The 18,488-nt window shown below is 58.6% G+C and carries 17 protein-coding genes; 8 read left to right on the top strand and 9 right to left on the bottom strand.

Annotation, left to right across the window (positions count from 1 at the left end; translation table 11 throughout):
• Positions 1–218: 218 nt before the first annotated feature.
• Complete coding sequence (locus H3L91_RS09550) at positions 219–1,397, bottom strand: phosphoglycerate kinase (RefSeq protein ID WP_007343602.1); 1,179 nt, start codon at positions 1,395–1,397, stop codon at positions 219–221.
• 395 nt (positions 1,398–1,792) lie between these two features.
• On the opposite strand from H3L91_RS09550, the gene H3L91_RS09545 reads away from it, so the two are divergent.
• From H3L91_RS09545 to H3L91_RS09530, 4 genes are all read left to right on the top strand, one after another.
• Positions 1,793–4,873 (top strand): TonB-dependent siderophore receptor, encoded by a 3,081-nt coding sequence (locus H3L91_RS09545; protein ID WP_007343600.1) that lies wholly within the window; start codon positions 1,793–1,795, stop codon positions 4,871–4,873.
• Between the two features lie 241 nt (positions 4,874–5,114).
• Entirely contained in the window at positions 5,115–5,822 is a 708-nt protein-coding gene (locus H3L91_RS09540; RefSeq protein ID WP_007343598.1) for a L,D-transpeptidase family protein, read from the top strand.
• A 184-nt stretch (positions 5,823–6,006) separates the two neighbouring features.
• Complete coding sequence (locus H3L91_RS09535) at positions 6,007–6,795, top strand: Cof-type HAD-IIB family hydrolase (RefSeq protein ID WP_007343596.1); 789 nt, start codon at positions 6,007–6,009, stop codon at positions 6,793–6,795.
• Positions 6,796–7,248: 453 nt separating this feature from the next.
• The gene (locus H3L91_RS09530) at positions 7,249–7,914 is read left to right on the top strand and encodes a TenA family protein (protein ID WP_007343594.1); all 666 of its coding nucleotides are present in this window, start codon (positions 7,249–7,251) and stop codon (positions 7,912–7,914) included.
• A gap of 385 nt (positions 7,915–8,299) precedes the next feature.
• On the opposite strand, the gene metW is transcribed toward H3L91_RS09530, so the two are convergent.
• Both metW and metX read right to left on the bottom strand, forming a co-directional pair.
• Positions 8,300–8,884, bottom strand: a complete 585-nt coding sequence (gene metW, locus H3L91_RS09525; RefSeq protein ID WP_007343592.1) for a methionine biosynthesis protein MetW — start codon at positions 8,882–8,884, stop codon at positions 8,300–8,302.
• On the bottom strand, positions 8,881–10,017 hold the full coding sequence (gene metX, locus H3L91_RS09520; RefSeq protein WP_007343591.1) for a homoserine O-succinyltransferase MetX: 1,137 nt from the start codon (positions 10,015–10,017) through the stop codon (positions 8,881–8,883). The genes metW and metX overlap by 4 nt, the downstream gene beginning before the upstream one ends.
• Before the next feature lie 90 nt (positions 10,018–10,107).
• On the opposite strand from metX, the gene H3L91_RS09515 reads away from it, so the two are divergent.
• A complete protein-coding gene (locus H3L91_RS09515; protein ID WP_007343590.1) occupies positions 10,108–10,287 on the top strand; it encodes a protein MIGRI in 180 nt (59 codons plus the stop codon).
• A gap of 79 nt (positions 10,288–10,366) precedes the next feature.
• On the opposite strand, the gene H3L91_RS09510 is transcribed toward H3L91_RS09515, so the two are convergent.
• Positions 10,367–10,831 carry a hypothetical protein gene (locus H3L91_RS09510; RefSeq protein WP_007343589.1) on the bottom strand — a complete coding sequence of 155 codons (465 nt, stop codon included), beginning with the start codon at positions 10,829–10,831 and terminating at the stop codon, positions 10,367–10,369.
• A 69-nt stretch (positions 10,832–10,900) separates the two neighbouring features.
• Positions 10,901–11,548, bottom strand: a complete 648-nt coding sequence (gene adk / locus H3L91_RS09505) for an adenylate kinase (RefSeq protein ID WP_007343588.1) — start codon at positions 11,546–11,548, stop codon at positions 10,901–10,903.
• A 241-nt stretch (positions 11,549–11,789) separates the two neighbouring features.
• On the opposite strand from adk, the gene metF reads away from it, so the two are divergent.
• Together metF and H3L91_RS09495 are read left to right on the top strand one after the other, a co-directional pair.
• Positions 11,790–12,635 (top strand): methylenetetrahydrofolate reductase [NAD(P)H], encoded by an 846-nt coding sequence (gene metF / locus H3L91_RS09500; protein WP_040659649.1) that lies wholly within the window; start codon positions 11,790–11,792, stop codon positions 12,633–12,635.
• Positions 12,636–13,076: 441 nt separating this feature from the next.
• A complete protein-coding gene (locus H3L91_RS09495) occupies positions 13,077–13,442 on the top strand; it encodes a hypothetical protein (protein WP_007343585.1) in 366 nt (121 codons plus the stop codon).
• A 218-nt stretch (positions 13,443–13,660) separates the two neighbouring features.
• On the opposite strand, the gene sbcB is transcribed toward H3L91_RS09495, so the two are convergent.
• The 3 genes from sbcB to H3L91_RS12385 all read right to left on the bottom strand — a co-directional run bounded on the left by sbcB (position 13,661) and on the right by H3L91_RS12385 (position 15,947).
• Entirely contained in the window at positions 13,661–15,217 is a 1,557-nt protein-coding gene (gene sbcB, locus H3L91_RS09490) for an exodeoxyribonuclease I (RefSeq protein WP_244958460.1), read from the bottom strand.
• 170 nt (positions 15,218–15,387) lie between these two features.
• Positions 15,388–15,594 carry a hypothetical protein gene (locus H3L91_RS09485; RefSeq protein ID WP_154647219.1) on the bottom strand — a complete coding sequence of 69 codons (207 nt, stop codon included), beginning with the start codon at positions 15,592–15,594 and terminating at the stop codon, positions 15,388–15,390.
• Positions 15,595–15,785: 191 nt separating this feature from the next.
• Positions 15,786–15,947: a hypothetical protein gene (locus H3L91_RS12385; RefSeq protein ID WP_244958459.1), complete on the bottom strand. Its 162-nt coding sequence runs from the start codon at positions 15,945–15,947 to the stop codon at positions 15,786–15,788.
• A gap of 164 nt (positions 15,948–16,111) precedes the next feature.
• Here H3L91_RS12385 and H3L91_RS09475 point away from each other — a divergent pair, with 164 nt between their 5' ends.
• On the top strand, positions 16,112–17,146 hold the full coding sequence (locus H3L91_RS09475; RefSeq protein ID WP_007343580.1) for an ACP S-malonyltransferase: 1,035 nt from the start codon (positions 16,112–16,114) through the stop codon (positions 17,144–17,146).
• Positions 17,147–17,658: 512 nt separating this feature from the next.
• Here H3L91_RS09475 and H3L91_RS09470 read toward each other — a convergent pair.
• On the bottom strand, positions 17,659–18,066 hold the full coding sequence (locus H3L91_RS09470) for an REP-associated tyrosine transposase (RefSeq protein WP_244958458.1): 408 nt from the start codon (positions 18,064–18,066) through the stop codon (positions 17,659–17,661).
• Positions 18,067–18,488 lie beyond the last annotated feature (422 nt).

Below are 18,488 nucleotides of genomic sequence, written 5' to 3'. Positions count from 1 at the left end.
ACGGCATATAGTCGGTACAGATCAAAAGTATCCGATGTAGGCTGGGCTTCAGCCCAGCAAAATATTAGGAAAATAGTGATTTAGCTGGGCTGAAGCCCAGCCTACGATAGGTAGTTTCTATTTTGTCTCACTATATTGCCGCAAAGAAAGCAAAAAGGCCGTCTGAAAAACGTTTTTCAGACGGCCTTTTTTCTGCTTGTCGCCCTTCGGACAGGGTATCACGCCCCGCGTTTTTCCAGCGCGGCCACGGCGGGCAGTTCTTTGCCTTCGAGAAACTCGAGAAACGCGCCGCCGCCGGTGGAGATGTAGCCGATTTGCTCGGTAACGCCGAATTTGGCCACCGCAGCCAGCGTGTCGCCGCCGCCTGCGATGGAGAAGCCGCTGCTTTGGGCGATGGCTTGGGCGAGTTCTTTCGTGCCGTTTGCAAACTGGTCGAACTCAAACACGCCCACCGGGCCGTTCCACACGATGGTGCCGGCCTGTTTCAACAGCGCGGCCAGCTCGGCGGCGGATTTGGGGCCGATGTCGAGAATCATGTCGTCGGCGGCTACGTCGTCGATGTTTTTAACCGTGGCTTCGGCGTTTTCGGCAAATTCTTTGGCCGCCACCACATCAACGGGCAGGGGCACGCTGCCGCCTTTGGCCGCCATTTTCGCCATGATTTTTTTCGATTCTTCCACCAGATCGTGTTCGGCCAGCGATTTGCCGATGGGTTTGCCCGAGGCCAAGAGGAAAGTGTTGGCGATGCCGCCGCCGACAATAAGCTGGTCCACCTTGTCGGCCAGCGATTCGAGAATAGTGAGCTTGGTGGAGACTTTGCTGCCCGCCACCACCGCCGCCATCGGGCGGGCGGGGTTTTTCAGGGCTTTGCCCAGCGCGTCGAGTTCGCCCGCCATCAATACGCCCGCGCAGGCCACCGGCGCGGCCATCGCCACGGCTTCGGTGGAGGCTTGGGCGCGGTGCGCCGTGCCGAATGCGTCGTTGACAAACACATCGCACAAAGCGGCGTAGGCTTTGCCCAGCTCGGCATCGTTTTTCTTTTCGCCTTTGTTGATGCGCACGTTTTGCAGCATGACCACTTCGCCCGCCTGCAAAACGGGTTTGTTCTTACGCCAGTCGTTCGATACTTTCACTTCTTTGCCCAGCAGGCCGCCCAAATGCGCGGCCACGGGGGCAACGTCGTCTTCGGGGTGGAACTCGCCCTCGGTGGGGCGGCCGAGGTGGGTCATCACGATCACGGCCGCGCCCTTGTCCAAGCAGTATTGAATCGAGGCGAGCGAGGCGCGGATGCGGGTGTCGTTGCTGATTTTGCCGTCTTTGAAAGGCACGTTCATGTCGGCGCGGATCAGCACGGTTTTGCCGGAGACGTTTTGTTCGGTGAGTTTCAGAAAGCTCATGGGACTCCTTGGGGGAAACGGGTAGGGAAGGGCACATTATCCGCCTGTGTAAAGGCTGCGTAAAGGTTGAGGCCGTCTGAAAAACGGTTTTGCGCGGCGCGGCGGTACGATTGCTGCGCGAAACGGCTTTTCAGACGGCCTTTCTGCCCCGCGAATGCTGCTTCGGCATATTTTCGGCTGCGTTTGCGTGCCGAACGAATGGAAATGGTTTTGCCGCTTTTCTTTTCACGCGCAGCGTACTAAAATTAACGATTTTTAGAATATTATCCGTTTATCAGGCAAACCGTTTGCACAATTTAATGCGAAATAGTACAAGCGCATTGATTTTCGCTGCGCCTGCGCCGTTTTAAGGTTTTCAGACGGCCTTTTGCCGCTTTACCCCATCCGAGGATTCCATGAAAAACCGTTTTGATTTCAAACTGAACACCGCCGCCCTTACCGTATCGCTGGCCTGCCTTGCCGCCGCCCATGCCGAAAACGCGCCCGCCGAACCCGGTTCGGCCGAAAACGCGCTGGAAACCGTGCATGTGAAAGGCAAATCCAAAAGCGGCAGAACCGAAAACACCGGCAGCTACACCACCGGCAGCATGTCCACCGCCACCGGCATGAAGATTTCCGCCAAAGACACGCCGCAGTCGGTGAGCGTCATCACCCGCCGCCAGCTCGACGACAAAGCCATTTCCACCCTCGAAAGCGCGATGAAAAACACCACCGGCGTCAACGTCGTGCGCGATTCCGGTTTGCAGACGCGCTTTTTGTCGCGCGGCTTTTACGTCGACCAAATCGGCGAAGACGGCATCACCAACAACGTGGCAGGCCGCTCCGGCTACACCGCCAAAATCGACACCTCCCCCTCCACCGACCTGGCCGTGTACGACCACATCGAAGTGGTGCGCGGCGCGACGGGGCTGACCCAGTCCAACTCCGAGCCGGGCGGCACCATCAACCTCATCCGCAAAAAACCGACCGCCAATTTCCAACACTCCGGCGAACTCACCGCCGACCAGCGCGGCAGCGTGCGCCTCGGCCTCGACGTTTCCGGCAGCCTGAACGCGGAAAAAACCCTGCGCGGCCGCCTGGTCGGCGTGGGCGAGCGCAAAAACTCCTTCAAAGACCGCGTGTGGGGCAAAAAACACATGCTCTACGGCGTTATCGACAGCAACATCGGCGAAAACAGCGTCTTCACCCTCGGCGGCCTCTACCAGCAAAGCAAGGAAGTGCCCGACTTTGCGGGCGTTATTCTGCCCTGCCAAAACCAGAAAGTGGCAATGTTTGTCGCCGACCCCGCCTGCAAAGACCCCGTCACCCTGCCGCGCAACACCTGGCTGGGCGCCGACTGGTCGCGCATGAAAGCCGACAAATACAATATTTTCAGCAGCTTCAAACACATTTTCGACAACGGCTGGGAATTGAAGGCCGAAGCCGCCTACACCCGCAGCAAAACCGACGCCAAAGTCGGCCAGTTTTTCCTGCGCAACGAACACGCGGCGGGGCTGTCAGGAGCCGATGCCGACAGCTTCCGCACCGAAAAAGGCGAAGAAATCCCCTTCGAGCCCAAAGACAAAGCCCTGGAAAAACTCAAGGAATACCGCGAACAGGCGCAACGCGAATACGACACCGCCAAAGACGACTACCTCAAAAACAAATTCGACAACGCCGCCTTCGGCAAATTCCGCGCCGGCCGCCTCGTCCAACGCGAAGAGGAATACCAGCAGTGCATACGCGACGGCGGCTTCTTCTGCTTCCGCAACGACCCCGGCGAAGCCTTCGACAAAGGCGAATACGTCGAAATCGAACTGAAAAAACTCGGCCTGTACAACAACGCCTCACAACGTTTCCGCAACGGCCTGTACGACTTCGCTTTCAACCGCAGAAGCACCTTCAACCGCAAATACAACTACATGCCCATGCGCTACACCAAAGACGACGCGCAATACGGCTTCAAGCTCGACCTCACCGGCCAATACGGCCTCCTCGGCCGCAGCCACGACTTCTATGTCGGCTATTCCTACAAAAAAGAGCGGGTACACTCCACCTATCTGGAAATCTACCAAAACAAGTACTACCCCAAACCCTTTACCGGCGGCACCCACTACGCCTACTACCGCACCTGCATCCCCGCTCCCGAAGGCAGCGAACTCTCGCCCTTCGACACCGACCAGCGCCAACCCGACTGGGACAAATACAGCGAAAAAGGCAACGTCAAAATCTACGAACCCGGCTGCAAAGACGCCGTCATCACCAAAACCGTGCCCAAACTCGACGCCAACGGCAAGCCTATCTTCCGCGTAGACCCCGACACCGGCCGCCGCGTTCCCGTCGTCGAAGACGTCCTCAAACGCGACGCCAACGGCAACCTCATCCAAGCGCGCGACCCCAATACCGGCGAGTTGCTGTGGACGGGCTGGAACGGCGACGTTCCCGTGTGGGAAACTGAAAAAATCCCCGACGACCACGTCTCGGCGAAATACAACTACGCCAAATACCTCAACACCAACAAAACCCACTCCCTCACCGCCAGCACCCGTTTCAACGCCACATCACGCCTGCACCTCCTGGGCGGCCTGCACTACACCCGCTACGAAACCGGCCAGAGCAAAGAAATGCCCGTCTTCTACGGCGAGCCCGAATCGCAATTCTCCACCGAAAGCAACAGAAAGGCCGACAAAGACCACTACACCACCAAACTCGCCAGCCACAAATTCACCCCCTACGCCGGCATTACCTACGACCTTACCCCCAACCAAAGCGTCTACGCCAGCTACACCCGCATCTTCAAGCAGCAGGACAATGTCGACGTCACCCACAAAACCGCCCTGCCGCCGCTGATCGGCACGAATTACGAAATCGGCTGGAAAGCCGCCTTCTTCCGAGGCCGTCTGAACGCCGCCGTCGCCCTGTTCAACCTCGAACAGAAAAACCGCACCGTCACCGACTTCGGCTACGTTCCCGGCGACAACGGCCGTCAGGGCTACTTCCAAACCATCGCCCGCCCCATCGGCCGCGTCGTCAGCCGCGGTGCGGAAATCGAACTGGCGGGCGAAGTGAGCGAAAACCTGAAAATCAGCGCGGGCTACACCTACAACAAGAGCAAATACAAAAACGCTGCCGAAGTGAACGCTGAGCGTCTGCAGAAAAACACCAGCGCCGACCCCTACAACTTCAGCAACTTCACCCCCGTGCACATGTTCCGCCTGAGCGCGAGCTACCGCATCCCCAACACCCGCCTCACCCTCGGCGGCGGCGTGTCGGCGCAAAGCAAAGTGTCCAGCCTCTACAACATCAAACAGGGCGGCTACGCGCTGGTCGACGGCCACGTCCAATACGAAATCAACGACCACGCCAAACTCAGCCTGATCGGCACCAACCTCACCGACCGCACCTACTTTGAAAACAACTACAACCGCACGCGCGGCCAAAACAACTTCTACGGCGAACCCCGCACCCTCAGCCTGAAACTGGATTGGAAGTTCTAAACCGCAAACAGGCCGTCTGAAAAACAAAACCCGTTTTTCAGACGGCCTTTTGCCGTTCACGTAGGGTGTGTGGCGCAGGCCACGCACGCGGTTTGCGCCGTTTGCAGGCCGTCTGAAAACGCAGCCGTAGCAGCCGTAGGTCGGGCATTTATGCCCGACAAACACCGGCAACAGAAAAACGTCGGGCATAAATGCCCGACCTACGGAAAGCGTTATTACGTCGTGCCGAACCTGTTGTAGGGTGTGCCGTCCCGAGGCAACGCACGCGTTCCCCGCCGCATACAGGCCGTCTGAAAACGCAGCCGAAAACCGTTTTGCCGCTTTTCAGACGGCCTCACGCTATAATCCGCGCCTCCCGCACCTTCCCGAGCGTCCCATGAAAAAAGCCCTTGCCGCCCTGTTTCTCGCCCTGATCGCCGTTCCCGCCGCCGTCTGGCTCTACCTCACCCGCATCGCCAACGACAACGGCCTGAGCCCCCGCCGGCAAACCCTGCTGCAACAGCCCGCCCTGCCGCCCGATACCGAAATCGCCAAACTCGTCGTACGCAAAAGCGCGCGCGAAATGGACGCCTACGACCACTCCGGCCGCCTGCTCAAAACCTACCCCGTCGCCCTCGGCCGCGCGCCCGTCGGACACAAACAATTCGAGGGCGACGGCAAAACCCCCGAAGGCCGCTACACCATATCCGGCCGCAACCCGCACAGCGGCTACCACAAAAACCTCGGCGTCTCCTACCCGAACCGCGCCGACCGCGCCCGCGCCGCCGCGCAAGGCCGAAGCCCCGGCGGCGACATCAAAATCCACGGCCTCAAAAACGGCCTCGGTGCCATCGGCGCGCAACACCTGCGCCGCGACTGGACCGACGGCTGCATCGCCGTAACCGACCGCGAAATCGACGAACTCTACGCCCTGGTAGAACCAAACGCCCCCATCGACATCCTGCCCTGACACACAGGCAGGGACGGCCTCCGATATTCAGGCAGGGTGTGCCGTCCCAAGGCGACGCACGCGTTTTCTGCCGCACAGCGAATCCGCGACTTTGCGCCAAACAAAAACCGCATATCCCGCATACGCCGTTTTCAGAAACGTCATCCCCGCGTAGGCGGGGACGGCCGCCAACCCGGAAAAAACCATGACCCGCCCGCCCAAAATCATCTTCTTCGACATCGACGACACCCTGCTGCCCAAACGCAGCGGCCGCATCCCCGACAGCACCCGCCAAGCCTTAGCCCGTCTGAAACAGCAGGGCATCGCCGCCGCCGTTGCCACCGGCCGCCCGCCCTGCCTCATCCCCGCACCCGTGCGCGAACTGATGGCCGCCACCGGCAGCGACATCCTCGTCGCCATCAACGGCCAATACGCCGAACGCGGCGGCAAAGTGCTGGCCGAACACACCCTCCCCGCCGCCGACACCGCCACAGCCGCCGCCCACCTCGACCGCCTCGGCATCGCCTGCGCCTTCGTCGCCCCGCACCGCGTCGCCGTCCCGCGCGACGACCCCCGCATCCGCGCCGCCCTCGGCGCACTGGCCATCCCCTACCGCGCCGGCGACCCCGCCCCCGACACCGTCTGCCAGCTCCTCGCCTTCTACGGCCAAGAGCAGGCCGCCGAAGCCGAAGCCGGCCTGCCGCACGGCCTGCGCGTTACCCGCTGGCACGAATACGGCGTGGACATTCTCGCCGCCGAAGGCTCCAAAGCGCGCGGCATACAGGCCGTGCTCGACAGCCTCGGCCTCACCCCCGCCGACGCTATGGCCTTCGGCGACGGCCCCAACGACATCGAAATGCTGCGCGCCGTCGGCTGCGGCGTCGCCATGGGCAACGCCTGCCCCGAACTCAAAGCCGCCGCACACCACACCTGCCCGAGTGCCGCAGAAGACGGCATCCTGCGCGGCCTGACCGAACTGGGCGTGTTATCGTGAACCACAGGCCGTCCCCGCCTACGCAGAGATGACGTTTCTGAAAACGCAGTTTCGGCGCAGCCGAAACGCAACTTTCAGATGGCCTCCTCTGTTAGGCAGCAGCCGTAGGTGTCGGATACTTGTATCCGACACCCCGCACGGAGGGAGGACGCTGCGGGAAAACGTCGGATTCAAGAATCCGGCCTGCAACTGCGCCGAAGCCATACTTTCAGACGGCCTCCGCTGTTCACGTAGGGTGTGCGACGCAGCCACGCACGCGGTCTGCGCCGTTAAGGCAGGGTGTGTTGCCCCAAGGCGACGCACGCGTTCCCTGCCGCATAACGGCAGCCAAGCCGGCTTGGGTCAAGCCCCGACACCCGCGCAAGCAAGCCGCCAATGTCGGGTTTGCAACCCAAGCTACCCGCTGTTTTCAGACGGCCTCCGCCGCCAGTTCCCCAACCCAAAGGAGTTCCCATGACCCAAATAAACCAAAACTTTTGCGACACCCTGCACCACGAAGCCGCCGCCGACTGGCAGGCCGCCACGCGGCACCGCTTTGTCGACGAAATCTTCGCCGGCACTTTGTCCGACGCGCACCTGCGCCGCTATCTCGTGCAGGACTACCAGTTTATCGACCGCTTCACCGCCCTGCTGGGCGCGGCTATTGCCGCCGCCGACCGCTACCCCGCCCGCGTGCGCCTGTGCCAGTTCGCCGCGATGATCACCGGCGACGAAAACACCTATTTCCAACGCTGCTTCGACTACTTGGGCGTGCCCGCAGCCGAACGCGCCGCCCCCGCGCTGCTGCCGGTAACGCGGCAGTTTCAGGAGCTGATGCAGGAAGCCGCCGACAGCCGCCGCTACCTCTGCGCCCTTGCCGTGCTGTGCGTGGCCGAGGGGCTGTACCTCGACTGGGCCAACCAAGCCGGACGGGAGCTGCCGCAGAGCGGTTTCCACCACGCCGAGTGGATTACCCTGCACGCCAACGATTATTTCCGCGACTTCGTCGGCTGGCTGCGCGCGGAACTCGCCCGCACCGGCGCGGCCGCCTCCGCAGTCGAGCGCGAACAGGCGCGCGCCTTCTTCCGCCGCGCCGTCGCGCTGGAACGCGCATTTTTCGATGCGGTTTACGAAGATTGAGGCCGTCTGAAAAACAGTAGAGGCTGTCTGAAAATGCGTAAAACGGGTTTTCAGACGGCCTCCGAACGGCCGAAACCGCGTGCGTGGCTTGCGCCACACACCCTACCTCGGTGGCCGAAATCCGCTGCCTGCTGCGCTATGTCAAACCATCCGTAGGGTGTGTGGCGCAGCCACGCACGCGGTTTGGGGGTTTGTGGGCGGCACGGATTTTGCGATGCGGCAGAGAAAGCGTGCGTCGCCTTGGGGCGACACACCCTACCTAATGGCGGAGGCCGTCTGAAAGCGCAGCTTTTGGCACGGTTATGCAATGATAGAAAGAGGCCGTCTGAAAACCGGTAAAACGGGTTTTCAGACGGCCTTTCTGTATTTCCGCGCTGTCTGCGGTTCAGCCGACGCGGTAAAACGCGAGGCTGCCGAGGAGGTTGGGCAGGGTGCGGATGCGTTTGCCGCCGGTCATGACGGCGCGTTCGAGGATGCGGATGTTGTTTTTGGCGCAGAGGGCGTCGAAGTCGGTGAGGGTGCACCAGTGGATGTTGGGGGTGTTGTACCACTGGTAGGGCATGCGTTCGGATACGGGCATTCTGCCGCCGAGGGCGATTTGCAGGCGGTTGCGCCAGTAGCCGAAGTTGGGGAAGGAGACGACGGCTTCGCGGGCGACGCGGGTGAGGTCGCGCAGGATGGTTTCGGTGTTTTGCATGGACTGGATGGTTTGGCTCAGTACGATGATGTCGAAGCTGTCGCTGTCGAAGTCCTGCAAGCCTTGTTCGAGGTCGGCCTGGATGACGCTGATGCCGGCGGCGATGGAGGCGAGTACGCCTTCGGTGTCGATTTCCACGCCGCAGCCGCTGCATTGTTTGTCGCGCACGAGGGCGGAGAGGAGTTCGCCGCGCCCGCAGCCGAGGTCGAGGACGCGGCTGCCTTGGGGGATCCAGTCGTAGATGAGGCGCAGGTCGTCGCGCAGGGTGTTCATGGCTGCAATTCCTTGTAAACGTTGTCCATGTAGGCGGCAACGGCGGCGGTGTAGGGGGGATCGGCCATGAGGAAGGCGTCGTGGCCGTGGTGGGATTCGACTTCGATGTATTGGACGGGGCGGCGGGCGCGGACGAGGTGTTTGACGAGGGCGCGGGAGCGGGCGGGGGCGAAACGCCAGTCGGTGGTGAAGCTGGCGACGAAGAAGCCGGCCTGTGTCTGGCGCAGGGCGGCGGTGAGGTCGTTGCTGAAGGCGGCGGCGGGGCTGAAGTAGTCGAGGGCTTTGGTCATGCGCAGGTAGGTGTTGGCGTCGAAGCGTTCGGCGAATTTGTCGCCCTGGTAGCGCAGGTAGGATTCGATTTCGAATTCGACGCCGTAGCCGTACTGTATGCCGTCGTGCAGGCTGCGGCCGAATTTTCTGCCCAGTCCTTCTTCGGCGAGGTAGGTGATGTGCCCCATCATGCGGGCGATGCGCAGGCCGCGCCGTGGGATGGTGTCGAAGCGGCGGTAGTGGCCGCCGTGGAAGTCGGGGTCGGTGATGATGGCTTGGCGGGCGACGTCGTTGAAGGCGATGTTTTGCGCCGACAGGCGGGTGGCGGAGGCGATGACGAGGGCGTGGCGCACGCGTTGGGGGTAGTCGATGGCCCATTGCAGTGCCTGCATGCCGCCGAGGCTGCCGCCGACAACGGCCGCCCAGCGGGCGATGCCGAAATGGTCGGCCAGCAGAGCCTGGCTGTTTACCCAGTCTTTGACGGTTACGACGGGGAAGTCCGCGCCGTATTCTTGGCCGTTTTCGGGGTTGGTGCTTAACGGGCCGGTGCTGCCGGCGCAGCCGCCGAGGTTGTTGAGGCCGATGACGAAGAAGCGGTTGGTGTCTATGGGTTTGCCGGGGCCGACCATGCTGTCCCACCAGCCGGGGTGTTTGTCGTCGGGGTGGTGGCGGCCGGCAACGTGGTGGTCGCCGGAGAGGGCGTGGCAGACCAATACGGCGTTGGATTTGTCGGCGTTGAGCGTGCCGTAGGTTTCCACCATCAAATCGAAGCGCGGCAGGGTTTGGCCGTTTTGCAGGACAAGCGGCTGTTCGAACGGGATTTTTTCGGGCGTTACCAGCCCGATGCTGTCGGTGGCGGTCATGGGGAGGGGCTGCGGCGGTGGAAAAAAGGCCGTATTATAACGGCTCGATTTTGTTTGTGCATGGCCGTTTCAGACGGCCTTTCTTGCCGGATGCATGTTTCTTTTTTATTGAAGTTCTTTTTATTTGCCGCTTTGGCCGCTTTGGCGGTTGTGCGGCTGTTGCCGGACGGTTACCGGCAGGCGGTGCACAGGGCGGCGAAAACCGCGGCCTGGGTTTGCGTTTCGGTGTCGCTGCTGTTGGCGGCGTTGCGCTATTGGTTGGCCGTCTGAAAACATCTGGGCAGCCGCCGTCGGAATGAACGGCGGGCTGCCCGGATGTTTTCTCAATCTTTTCAGACGGCCTTTTGGTTTATTTCACCCGTTTGGCGCGGCGGAAAAATTCGTCGGGCGCGGTGGTACTGCGTAGGGCGTTGTTTTTGTCGAGCTGGATGAAGGATTCCATGCCGTCGCTGCAACTGAGTGCCACGTCGATGCGCAGGTATTTTTTATTGGGGCGGATGGTTTTCAGCACTGCATGCATTTCGCTGCCGTATGCTTTATTGTCCGAGTCTTCGATTTCGATGCTTTCGCGGATGCTTTTGGCCAGTTCTTTGCCGCTTATCCAAGAGCTTTCATGCACATAACCTTTGCTTTTTTGGCCGCATTCGGCGGATACATGGGCAAATTCTTTAAAGCCGTTTTTGTTAATGACGAAGTTTCCGCCGTCCGCATCGTGCCAGGTGCCGAAGCTTTGCGGATGCGGATTGACGTCGGCGGCTTGCGCGGTGGCAATGGCCAGGCTTAACAGCAGGGGGACGGTTTTTAAGAGTTTCATAGCGGTGCTTTCTTTAGGTTGAGGTGGAGGGGTAAAACGGGCCGGGTTTTCAGACGGCCTTATTGCCGCTTATTTGCCCAATGCGGCCAATACTTCGGCTTTGACGGCTTCCACGGCCTGCGTGCCGTCCACCTTGATGTATTTGGGCGCGGACTCGCCTTCCAGTTTGCTGTAATAGCCCACCAGCACTTCGGTTTGCTCGTGGTAAACGGCGAGGCGTTTTTTCACGGTTTCTTCTTTGTCGTCGTCGCGCTGGATCAAATCTTCGCCGGTTACGTCGTCTTTGCCTTCGGTTTTCGGCGGATTGTAAACCACATGATAAGTGCGGCCGGAAGCCAGATGCACGCGGCGGCCGCTCATGCGCTCGACAATCGCGCTGTCGGGTACGTCGATTTCCACCACGGCATCGAGCAATACGCCCGCCTGCTGCATGGCTTCGGCCTGCGCCAGCGTGCGAGGGAAGCCGTCAAACAGAAAACCGTTGGCGCAATCGGCCTGTGCAATGCGCTCTTTCACCATGCCGATGATGATGTCGTCGCGCACGAGGCCGCCTTCGTCCATGATTTTTTTCGCTTCCAAGCCCAGCGGCGTGCCCGCTTTGATGGCGGCGCGCAGCATGTCGCCGGTGGAGATTTGCGGAATGCCGAATGCGGCGGTGATGAACTGCGCCTGTGTGCCTTTGCCTGCACCGGGTGCGCCCAACAGTAATACTTTCATGGTGGTTCCTTATGTTAAGAAAATGTAATTGCGGCACATCTTAATACTTTACAGGCCGTCTGAAAAGCGCGGCGGGTTTGCACAAGCCGTTTGCAAAATCCCCAAACAAATCAAACGGCACAAATCCCGCTCATGCACCGGCGGGGTATTTTTCATAACACGGTGCACTTTTTCGGATTATTATCAAACATTTGAAAACCAAACAGGCCGTCTGAAAAAATACGGCGCGCAGGAACACGCCATGAACACCGCCAACAAAACCCTCAGCTTTGAATTTTTCCCCACCCGCACCCCCGAAGGCCGCGACAAACAAACCGCCGTGCGCGAAAAACTGCGCCGCTTCAACCCCGCCTTTTTCTCTTGCACCTCCGGCGCGGGCGGCTCCACCCGCGAAGGCACGCTGCAAACCATCGCCGATATCCTCGCCGAAAACACCCCCGCCGCGCCGCACCTGCCCTGCATCGGCATGAACGAAGCAGAAATCCACACCCTGCTCGACACCTACCGCGACATGGGCGTGCGCCGCATCGTCGCCCTGCGCGGCGACATGCCCTCCGGCATGGGCGCGTCCGGCAGCGGCCTGCGCTACGCCGCCGAGCTGGTCGAACTCATCCGCCATCGCTACGGCGACCTGTTCCGCATCGAAATCGCCGCCTACCCCGAATACCACCCGCAAGCGCGCAGCGCGGCCGAAGACACCGCCCACTTCGCCGCCAAAGCCCGCGCCGGCGCAGACTCGGCCATCACCCAGTATTTCTACAACGCCGACGCCTACTTCCGCTTCGTTGACGACGTGCGCACCCTCGGCTGCACCATCCCCGTCGTGCCCGGCATCATGCCCGTTACCGGCTTCGCCAAACTCATGCGCTTCTCCGACACCTGCGGCGCGGAAATCCCCCGCTGGCTGCGCCTGAAACTGCAATCCTACGCCGACGACACCGAATCCGTGCAGGCCTTCGCCCTCGACGTGGTAACCGACATGTGCGCCCGCCTGCTCGAACAGGGCGCGCCCGGCCTGCACTTCTACACCATGAACCAGTCCGCCCTGCCGGAGGAAATCTGCCGCCGGCTGGGGTTTGGCGCGTAGAGCGGCACACTGGTTTTATTGCATTAAGGCGCAAAATCCGCTGTAAAAGTGGAATGTCAACGCGCCCTAGAACAAAGGCCGTCTAAAAACGGGTTGTACCGGTTTTCAGACGGCCTTTTATTGTTTTTCAGACGGCCTCAAAAGATGATACTGCATGTGCCGGATGCAGCCTGCGCGGTTTGCCGGTTTGATTTCCGTTGGTACGATTGTTCATATGGCAAGATTTTTAAAATAAAGGAAAAAGAGAAACAGCCGGACTCGAGACGTACAGTCTGGCTGCTTTGGAGTGGCGGATGCTAAAACGCTTTGGGCGGTACATTAAATCGGTGGGGAGAAGCAGCCTGAAAAAGAGAGATACGGCAACATCAAGTTGAATGTAAATGCCCAAGCCTCTGCTAAAATCTTGCCAATACCAAACCCTTTTACAACAAGGAAATCAAAATGTTCTCTTGGAAAAATAAGGCAGACCGAAAAGCGGCGCATGCGCTGTTGGAAAAAGCCGCGGGGCGTGAATTTGCCGCAGCCAAACGCCGTCTAGCCGAACAGGTTGAAGCCTTGGAAAACATGGACGATGTGTGGGCTTTATCCAAATCAGCCAAGGAAATCTGTAAAGATCTTGATTGGTGGTATACATCTAGGTTCAGCGATATGGATGAGAAATTGAGCCGACATCGCAATTACGGCTATCTTGCAGACGAGGATTTTGCTGTGTTCTCTGAGCAGATCCAAGCCGATTTTGCCCAATGGTGGGAAAGGTGCGATAGGATAAGGGCGACTTTGAAGAAAGAGGGAAATGATGAAGAGTAGCGGCGGATGGGGATAATGCCTGTTTTGGTTTTTCAGGCTGCCATGCTCGGGGATTGAAAGGCAGCCTGAAAATTGGAATGTGCGGAGTGTTTGGTAAAACCACGTATGTTGCAGATCCGAACACTCTATTTGTTGTTTTGTTTTGATTTCACTATAAAAAGGCCGTCTGAAAAGGATAATTACGTTTTCAGACGGCCTTTTTGGGCTTTTCAAGCAACTCAACCCAACAACCGCTCCGCATACTGATAAACCGCCTGCAACAGCAGCAGTTTGTCGGGATTATCGGCGTTTTGTTCCGCCAGATTTTGCAGGCTTTGGCTGAAATCGGGGAGCGCGGCTTCCAGTTTTTTGCGGCGGTATTTTTGCCATTGAATTTGTTCGGCGCGGGTGAGGGTTGGGTAGAAATGGCGGGCGCGGTAGTGGAACAGCAGTTGGGGGATGCGCGGGTCTTGGAATGGCAAGCCGTGGTTGGCGAGTTGTTCGGGCGGCAGGGTGCGCAGGGTGGCGAGGTTTTGTTTGTCGGCGGGGCTGAAAAAGCCGTTGTACAGTTCGGTTTCTACGTTGTCGCTAGGCGCAAATTGGCGGGTTTCGCGGAAGATTTGTTGTACTTTTTGGCGGATTTCGGGCGCGTTTTGCAGGGCGGCTAGGTTATTTTGGCAAATCGTGTTGTCTATGCCTAAACGTTCGGCATCTTCGTCTCGCAAAACATTGCGCGGGGTGAGGATAGGGCATTTGTTGATGTGGACGAGTTTGAGCGGCACGGGCAGCGCGCCTTGTGCGAGCAGGGTTTCTTTAGGGGTGTAGAGGCGTTCGCGCAGGGTGTCGGCATTCAGGTTTAACAAATCGCGCAAATCGGCGGACAGGTCGCAGGCGATGACGGCGTTTTTGTTGCTCGGGTGCCATGAGAGCGGGGCGATGAGCGCGGTGTTGCGACGGGCATTGCCGAACATGCCAGAGATGTGCACCAGCGGGGTGTGGCGGCGGATGTCTATCATGGCGGCGAGTGGGGCTTTGCCTCGGTTTTCAAAGAAGAAGCGGAACAGGCGCGGCTGTTTTTGTTTGATGAGTTTCGCCAGCGCGATGGTGGCGTACACGTCGGAGAGCGCGTCGTGGGCGTGGGCGTGTTCTATACCGTTGGCGGCGGTGAGTTGTTCCAAGCGGAACACGGGCAGGCCGTTTTCATCGCGCGGCCATTCTATGCCCTCGGGGCGCAGGGCGTGGCAGGCGCGGACGACGTCGAGCAAGTCCCAGCGGGAGTTGCCGTTTTGGTAGCTGTATTCGTAGGGGTCGAGGAAGTTGCGGTAGAAGGTGTGGCGGGTGATTTCGTCGTCGTAACGGATGTTGTTGTAGCCCATGATGCAGGTGTTGGGCTGGGAAAATTCGGCGCAAATCCGCGCGGCAAATTCGGGCTCGGGCACGCCTTTTTGGTTGCACTCTTGCGGGGTGATGCTGGTAATCAGCACGGATTCGGGCGAGGGCAGGTAGTCGTTGGTTTGTTTGCAATAGAGTGTGATTGGGTCGGCGACGGGGTTGAAATCGGGGTCGGTGCGGATACCGGCAAATTGGGCGGGGCGGTCGCGGGCGGGGTGGATGCCGAATGTTTCGTAGTCGTAGATGAAGAAGGTGGGTTGGGGCATGGTTTTTTGGGGTTGGTGATGGTTGGGCAGCCTGAAAACGGAGGATTGGGTTTTCAGGCTGCTTTTGGGTTGTCGGGGTTTCAGACGACGTTTGAGATCGTCTGAAAAGCGGGTTTCAGCGGTAGGTTGGGTTGCCAAATCCAACAAAACGGGGGGGGATTTTACGGTTTTGTTGGGTCGCGACCCAACCTACGCTTGCTTGCTCGGTGGAGAGATTGGGGTTTCAGACGGCGTTTGAGGCCGTCTAAAAATTTGTAGGTTGGGTTGTAAACCCAACAAAACAGATGGATTTTACAGTTTTGTTGGGTCTAGACCCAACCTACGCTTGCTGTTTGGCGCAGCACCAGCGCGTTAATCGCACCGCTAATGTGTTGATTAAAATAAGTGGGGATAAGTTGAATACGAGAACACAAGGGCAAGGCAAGCAAAGGTTCGCCATTGTCGTGTACCGCAATTTGAGCAATGGCTTGCCAGTTGAGTGGTTTGGTCGCTTGAACAATGGGATAAGTCGTCATTTTTAAGCTCCTTGTTGGCGAAAAATTAGCATTGTTTGTTGATTTATGTCAATACAGGCAATAACAAAATTTAACATTGAGTAGATAAAAAAGCAGCTTGTGAGGTGGATGAACTGGTTTTCAGACAGCGAATTGTTAATGAACCGTAAAATACTGTAAAGTGGAAGAAAAAATCAAGCGGATTGACGGATTTATGCAATTGAAAAATCTGAACGCGGCGATAAGAAAAGCAGCCTGCACGTTTGAATATCCCAAGTGCAGGCTGCTTTTTGTGGCAGCGCGGCCAGCAGGGTTACGGCCAGCAGGGTTTGTGCGGCGGCAAATTTTTCGGGGGCGGTGATAACGGCGGGCATGGGGTTTCCCTTCAACCATCCAACGGAAGGGTAACGCGAAATCAATAAGGCCGTCTGAAAACCATGTTTGATTTGAGTGCGTGGCACAAGCGCGTTATTCGTCATACAATCATCACATTAAGTTTTGCAAACCGTTCAACACCGATTACGGAGGGAGTGAAACCATGAGCCAACTGCAACAAAACCGCCTGCCGGAACATTTTTATGACGAACAGTTTGCCCTCTGCTTTTCCGGACAGGGCTTTGATTGGATAAGCAGCCTGCGCGAGGCTTTGGCTGACGGGGCGCGGGACAGGGCAAACGAAGTGGCCGCCGCTGCCGCCCGAATTTTGGCACCAGTCGCGGAGCAGCTTGCCACCGCCCGCCCGCAGGGTTTCGAGCCGATCAAATGGGCGGAAAACGGCGCGGACGGCATTGATTTGGTGCGTGCCGCCGTGAGCGCGCCTGGCATTTTTCTCTCGCAAATCGCCAATCTGCACACGCTGGAAACGCGCGGCTTGGACAGCGGCAAGGCGGCGGGCGTTATCGGGCATTCGCAGGGCATACTCGGGCGTTATCTGATACGCGAGCCGCAGCATGCCGCCGAACTGCTGGCCTTGGCCGAATTGATTGGCGCGGCGGCCACGCTGCAAGGGCGCGCAACGGGCATGTATCTGCACGACGGCAATCATCCGATGGTGATGGTGCAGGGCGTGAGCCGCGGGCAGCTTGCCGCCGTGATTGACGAACTGTTCCCCGCCGATTCGGCCGACCGCCCGTGTATCGGCTTGCAGAACAGCGCGGACGGCTTTGTCGTCAGCGGCAAGCCCGAATCGGTGGCGCGCGTGTGCGGCGTGTTGTCGGACACGGTGAAAGACGAAAATGGCCAAACGCCCGAAAACTTGCTGTGGCGGCTGGACGTGGAAGTCGGTTTCCACCACCCTGCCATGCTGCCCGCCGTGGCGCAAGTGGCCGAATGGGCGGCCGCCTGCGGTTTGGATGCGGAACAGGCGCGCAGCATCGCGCAAAATGTGTTGGTCAATCCCGTGGACTGGGTGGCCGAATGCCGCAGCATGGCCGCGCTGGGCGTGCGGCGGATTTTGGAAATCGGCCCCTCCGGCGGCGTGGCCATGTTGACGCAGGCGGTGCTGGACGGGGAAGGAATTGAAGTGCTGGATGTTTCCGGCGCGGAAGGCAAGGCGGCGTTGTTTGGCGGATAACGGCGGCTTCTGATTTTTGAAACTGTGGCTGCCGCCAAGTAAGAAAAGGCTACCTGAAAAATATTCGGCTTTGTTGAGTCGGATATTTTTTAGGTAGCCTTTATTGATAGGATCTTTGAATGGCAGCTTGCCGAAAACGGAGTTTCTGCGAAGCTTCAACGAAGTTGAAAAGCAGCCTGCACATTGGTTTGTTTTGGGTGGGTGGTTTGGGGATTGACGGATAGGCTGTATGGGTATTTGAGGCCGTCTGAAAAGTGGCAGCTTCAACGAAAGTAAATTTGAAAACGGCAAAACGTCAATTAAGTAACCGCGTGCGTGCGTACCGCACCCCTACGCGTTGGTTTTGAAGTTCCGCGTGATTTACAGGTAGGGTGTGTGGCGCAGCCACGCACGCAGTGGGTAGTTTTTTATAGCATTTACTCCCCAAAACTCATTACCGCCGTTTCTTTTGTGCCGCCCCAATCCAACGGCAGCCATCCATCCCGTACATAACGGTGAAACGACGAAAACGCCTAATCGCGGACATTGCCGCACAATCCATGTTTGACGGGATTGAAATGGATATAGTCCGCGCAACGCTGCAAATCCGTTTCGTCACGCACGGTGTGTTCATAAAAACGCCGTTGCCAAATACCGCGTTCGTTCCGCCGCTGTTTGCTTGCAGACAGGTTTTCGGCACGAGGGAAATGGGCGGAGAATTTGGTTTTAATCAGCCGCCAGCGCAGGGAATAATCCGCATCATCGGGCGGCAGCGTCCAAATGGTGTGAATATGGTTCGGCAGCACGCATATGGCGACGGTTTCAAAGGGATATTGTTTTTGCACATCCATATAAGCCGCACGCGAAGTCGATATGTTCGACAAGCAGGCGCGATTTTGGGTCGGCGAGTTTGACGGTGAAAAAGAATGTGCCGCCGGCAATGAAGTTTCTGCGATAACGCGCCATAGGATTTTTGTTTGTGGTTTGGGTGTTGGAGAAGGAACGGTTTGTTGCTTAAGGTTTTAACTTTGTTGAAGTTGATGTTTTCAGACGGCATTGGAGGCCGTCTGAAAGCGCTAGCTTCAACGAAGTTAAAAGTTGAAACGGCAAACCGTCAATCAAGCAACCGCGTGCGTGCGTACCGCACACACCCTACGCGTTGGTTTTTAGTTCCGAGTGATTCATCGGTAGGGTGTGTGGCGTAGCCACGCACGCGGTCGGCTGGGTATGCGGGCTACGGCTTGCTTTGGTGGTCGATGTTTTGGGGCATGGGGTTTCTCGGTGGGCGGTGTGGATTTTCAGACGGCGTTTGAGGCCGTCTGAAAGGGTTGTAGGTTGGGTTGCAAACCCAACAAAACAGATA

The sequence above is a fragment of the Neisseria bacilliformis genome, from assembly GCF_014055025.1.
GTDB classification, from domain to species: Bacteria; Pseudomonadota; Gammaproteobacteria; order Burkholderiales; family Neisseriaceae; genus Neisseria; species Neisseria bacilliformis.
Note: the sequence above shows the minus strand (reverse complement) of the source record. Positions and strands in the feature narration are given on the sequence as shown.

Coding starts and splice junctions, on each gene's coding strand:
- H3L91_RS09550 (WP_007343602.1), bottom strand. CDS start 1,397: ATGAGCTTTCTGAAACTCACCGAACAAAACGTCTCCGGCAAAACCGTG.
- H3L91_RS09545 (WP_007343600.1), top strand. CDS start 1,793: ATGAAAAACCGTTTTGATTTCAAACTGAACACCGCCGCCCTTACCGTA.
- H3L91_RS09535 (WP_007343596.1), top strand. CDS start 6,007: ATGACCCGCCCGCCCAAAATCATCTTCTTCGACATCGACGACACCCTG.
- H3L91_RS09530 (WP_007343594.1), top strand. CDS start 7,249: ATGACCCAAATAAACCAAAACTTTTGCGACACCCTGCACCACGAAGCC.
- metW (WP_007343592.1), bottom strand. CDS start 8,884: ATGAACACCCTGCGCGACGACCTGCGCCTCATCTACGACTGGATCCCC.
- metX (WP_007343591.1), bottom strand. CDS start 10,017: ATGACCGCCACCGACAGCATCGGGCTGGTAACGCCCGAAAAAATCCCG.
- H3L91_RS09515 (WP_007343590.1), top strand. CDS start 10,108: ATGCATGTTTCTTTTTTATTGAAGTTCTTTTTATTTGCCGCTTTGGCC.
- H3L91_RS09510 (WP_007343589.1), bottom strand. CDS start 10,831: ATGAAACTCTTAAAAACCGTCCCCCTGCTGTTAAGCCTGGCCATTGCC.
- adk (WP_007343588.1), bottom strand. CDS start 11,548: ATGAAAGTATTACTGTTGGGCGCACCCGGTGCAGGCAAAGGCACACAG.
- metF (WP_040659649.1), top strand. CDS start 11,790: ATGAACACCGCCAACAAAACCCTCAGCTTTGAATTTTTCCCCACCCGC.
- H3L91_RS09495 (WP_007343585.1), top strand. CDS start 13,077: ATGTTCTCTTGGAAAAATAAGGCAGACCGAAAAGCGGCGCATGCGCTG.
- H3L91_RS09485 (WP_154647219.1), bottom strand. CDS start 15,594: ATGACGACTTATCCCATTGTTCAAGCGACCAAACCACTCAACTGGCAA.
- H3L91_RS12385 (WP_244958459.1), bottom strand. CDS start 15,947: ATGCCCGCCGTTATCACCGCCCCCGAAAAATTTGCCGCCGCACAAACC.
- H3L91_RS09475 (WP_007343580.1), top strand. CDS start 16,112: ATGAGCCAACTGCAACAAAACCGCCTGCCGGAACATTTTTATGACGAA.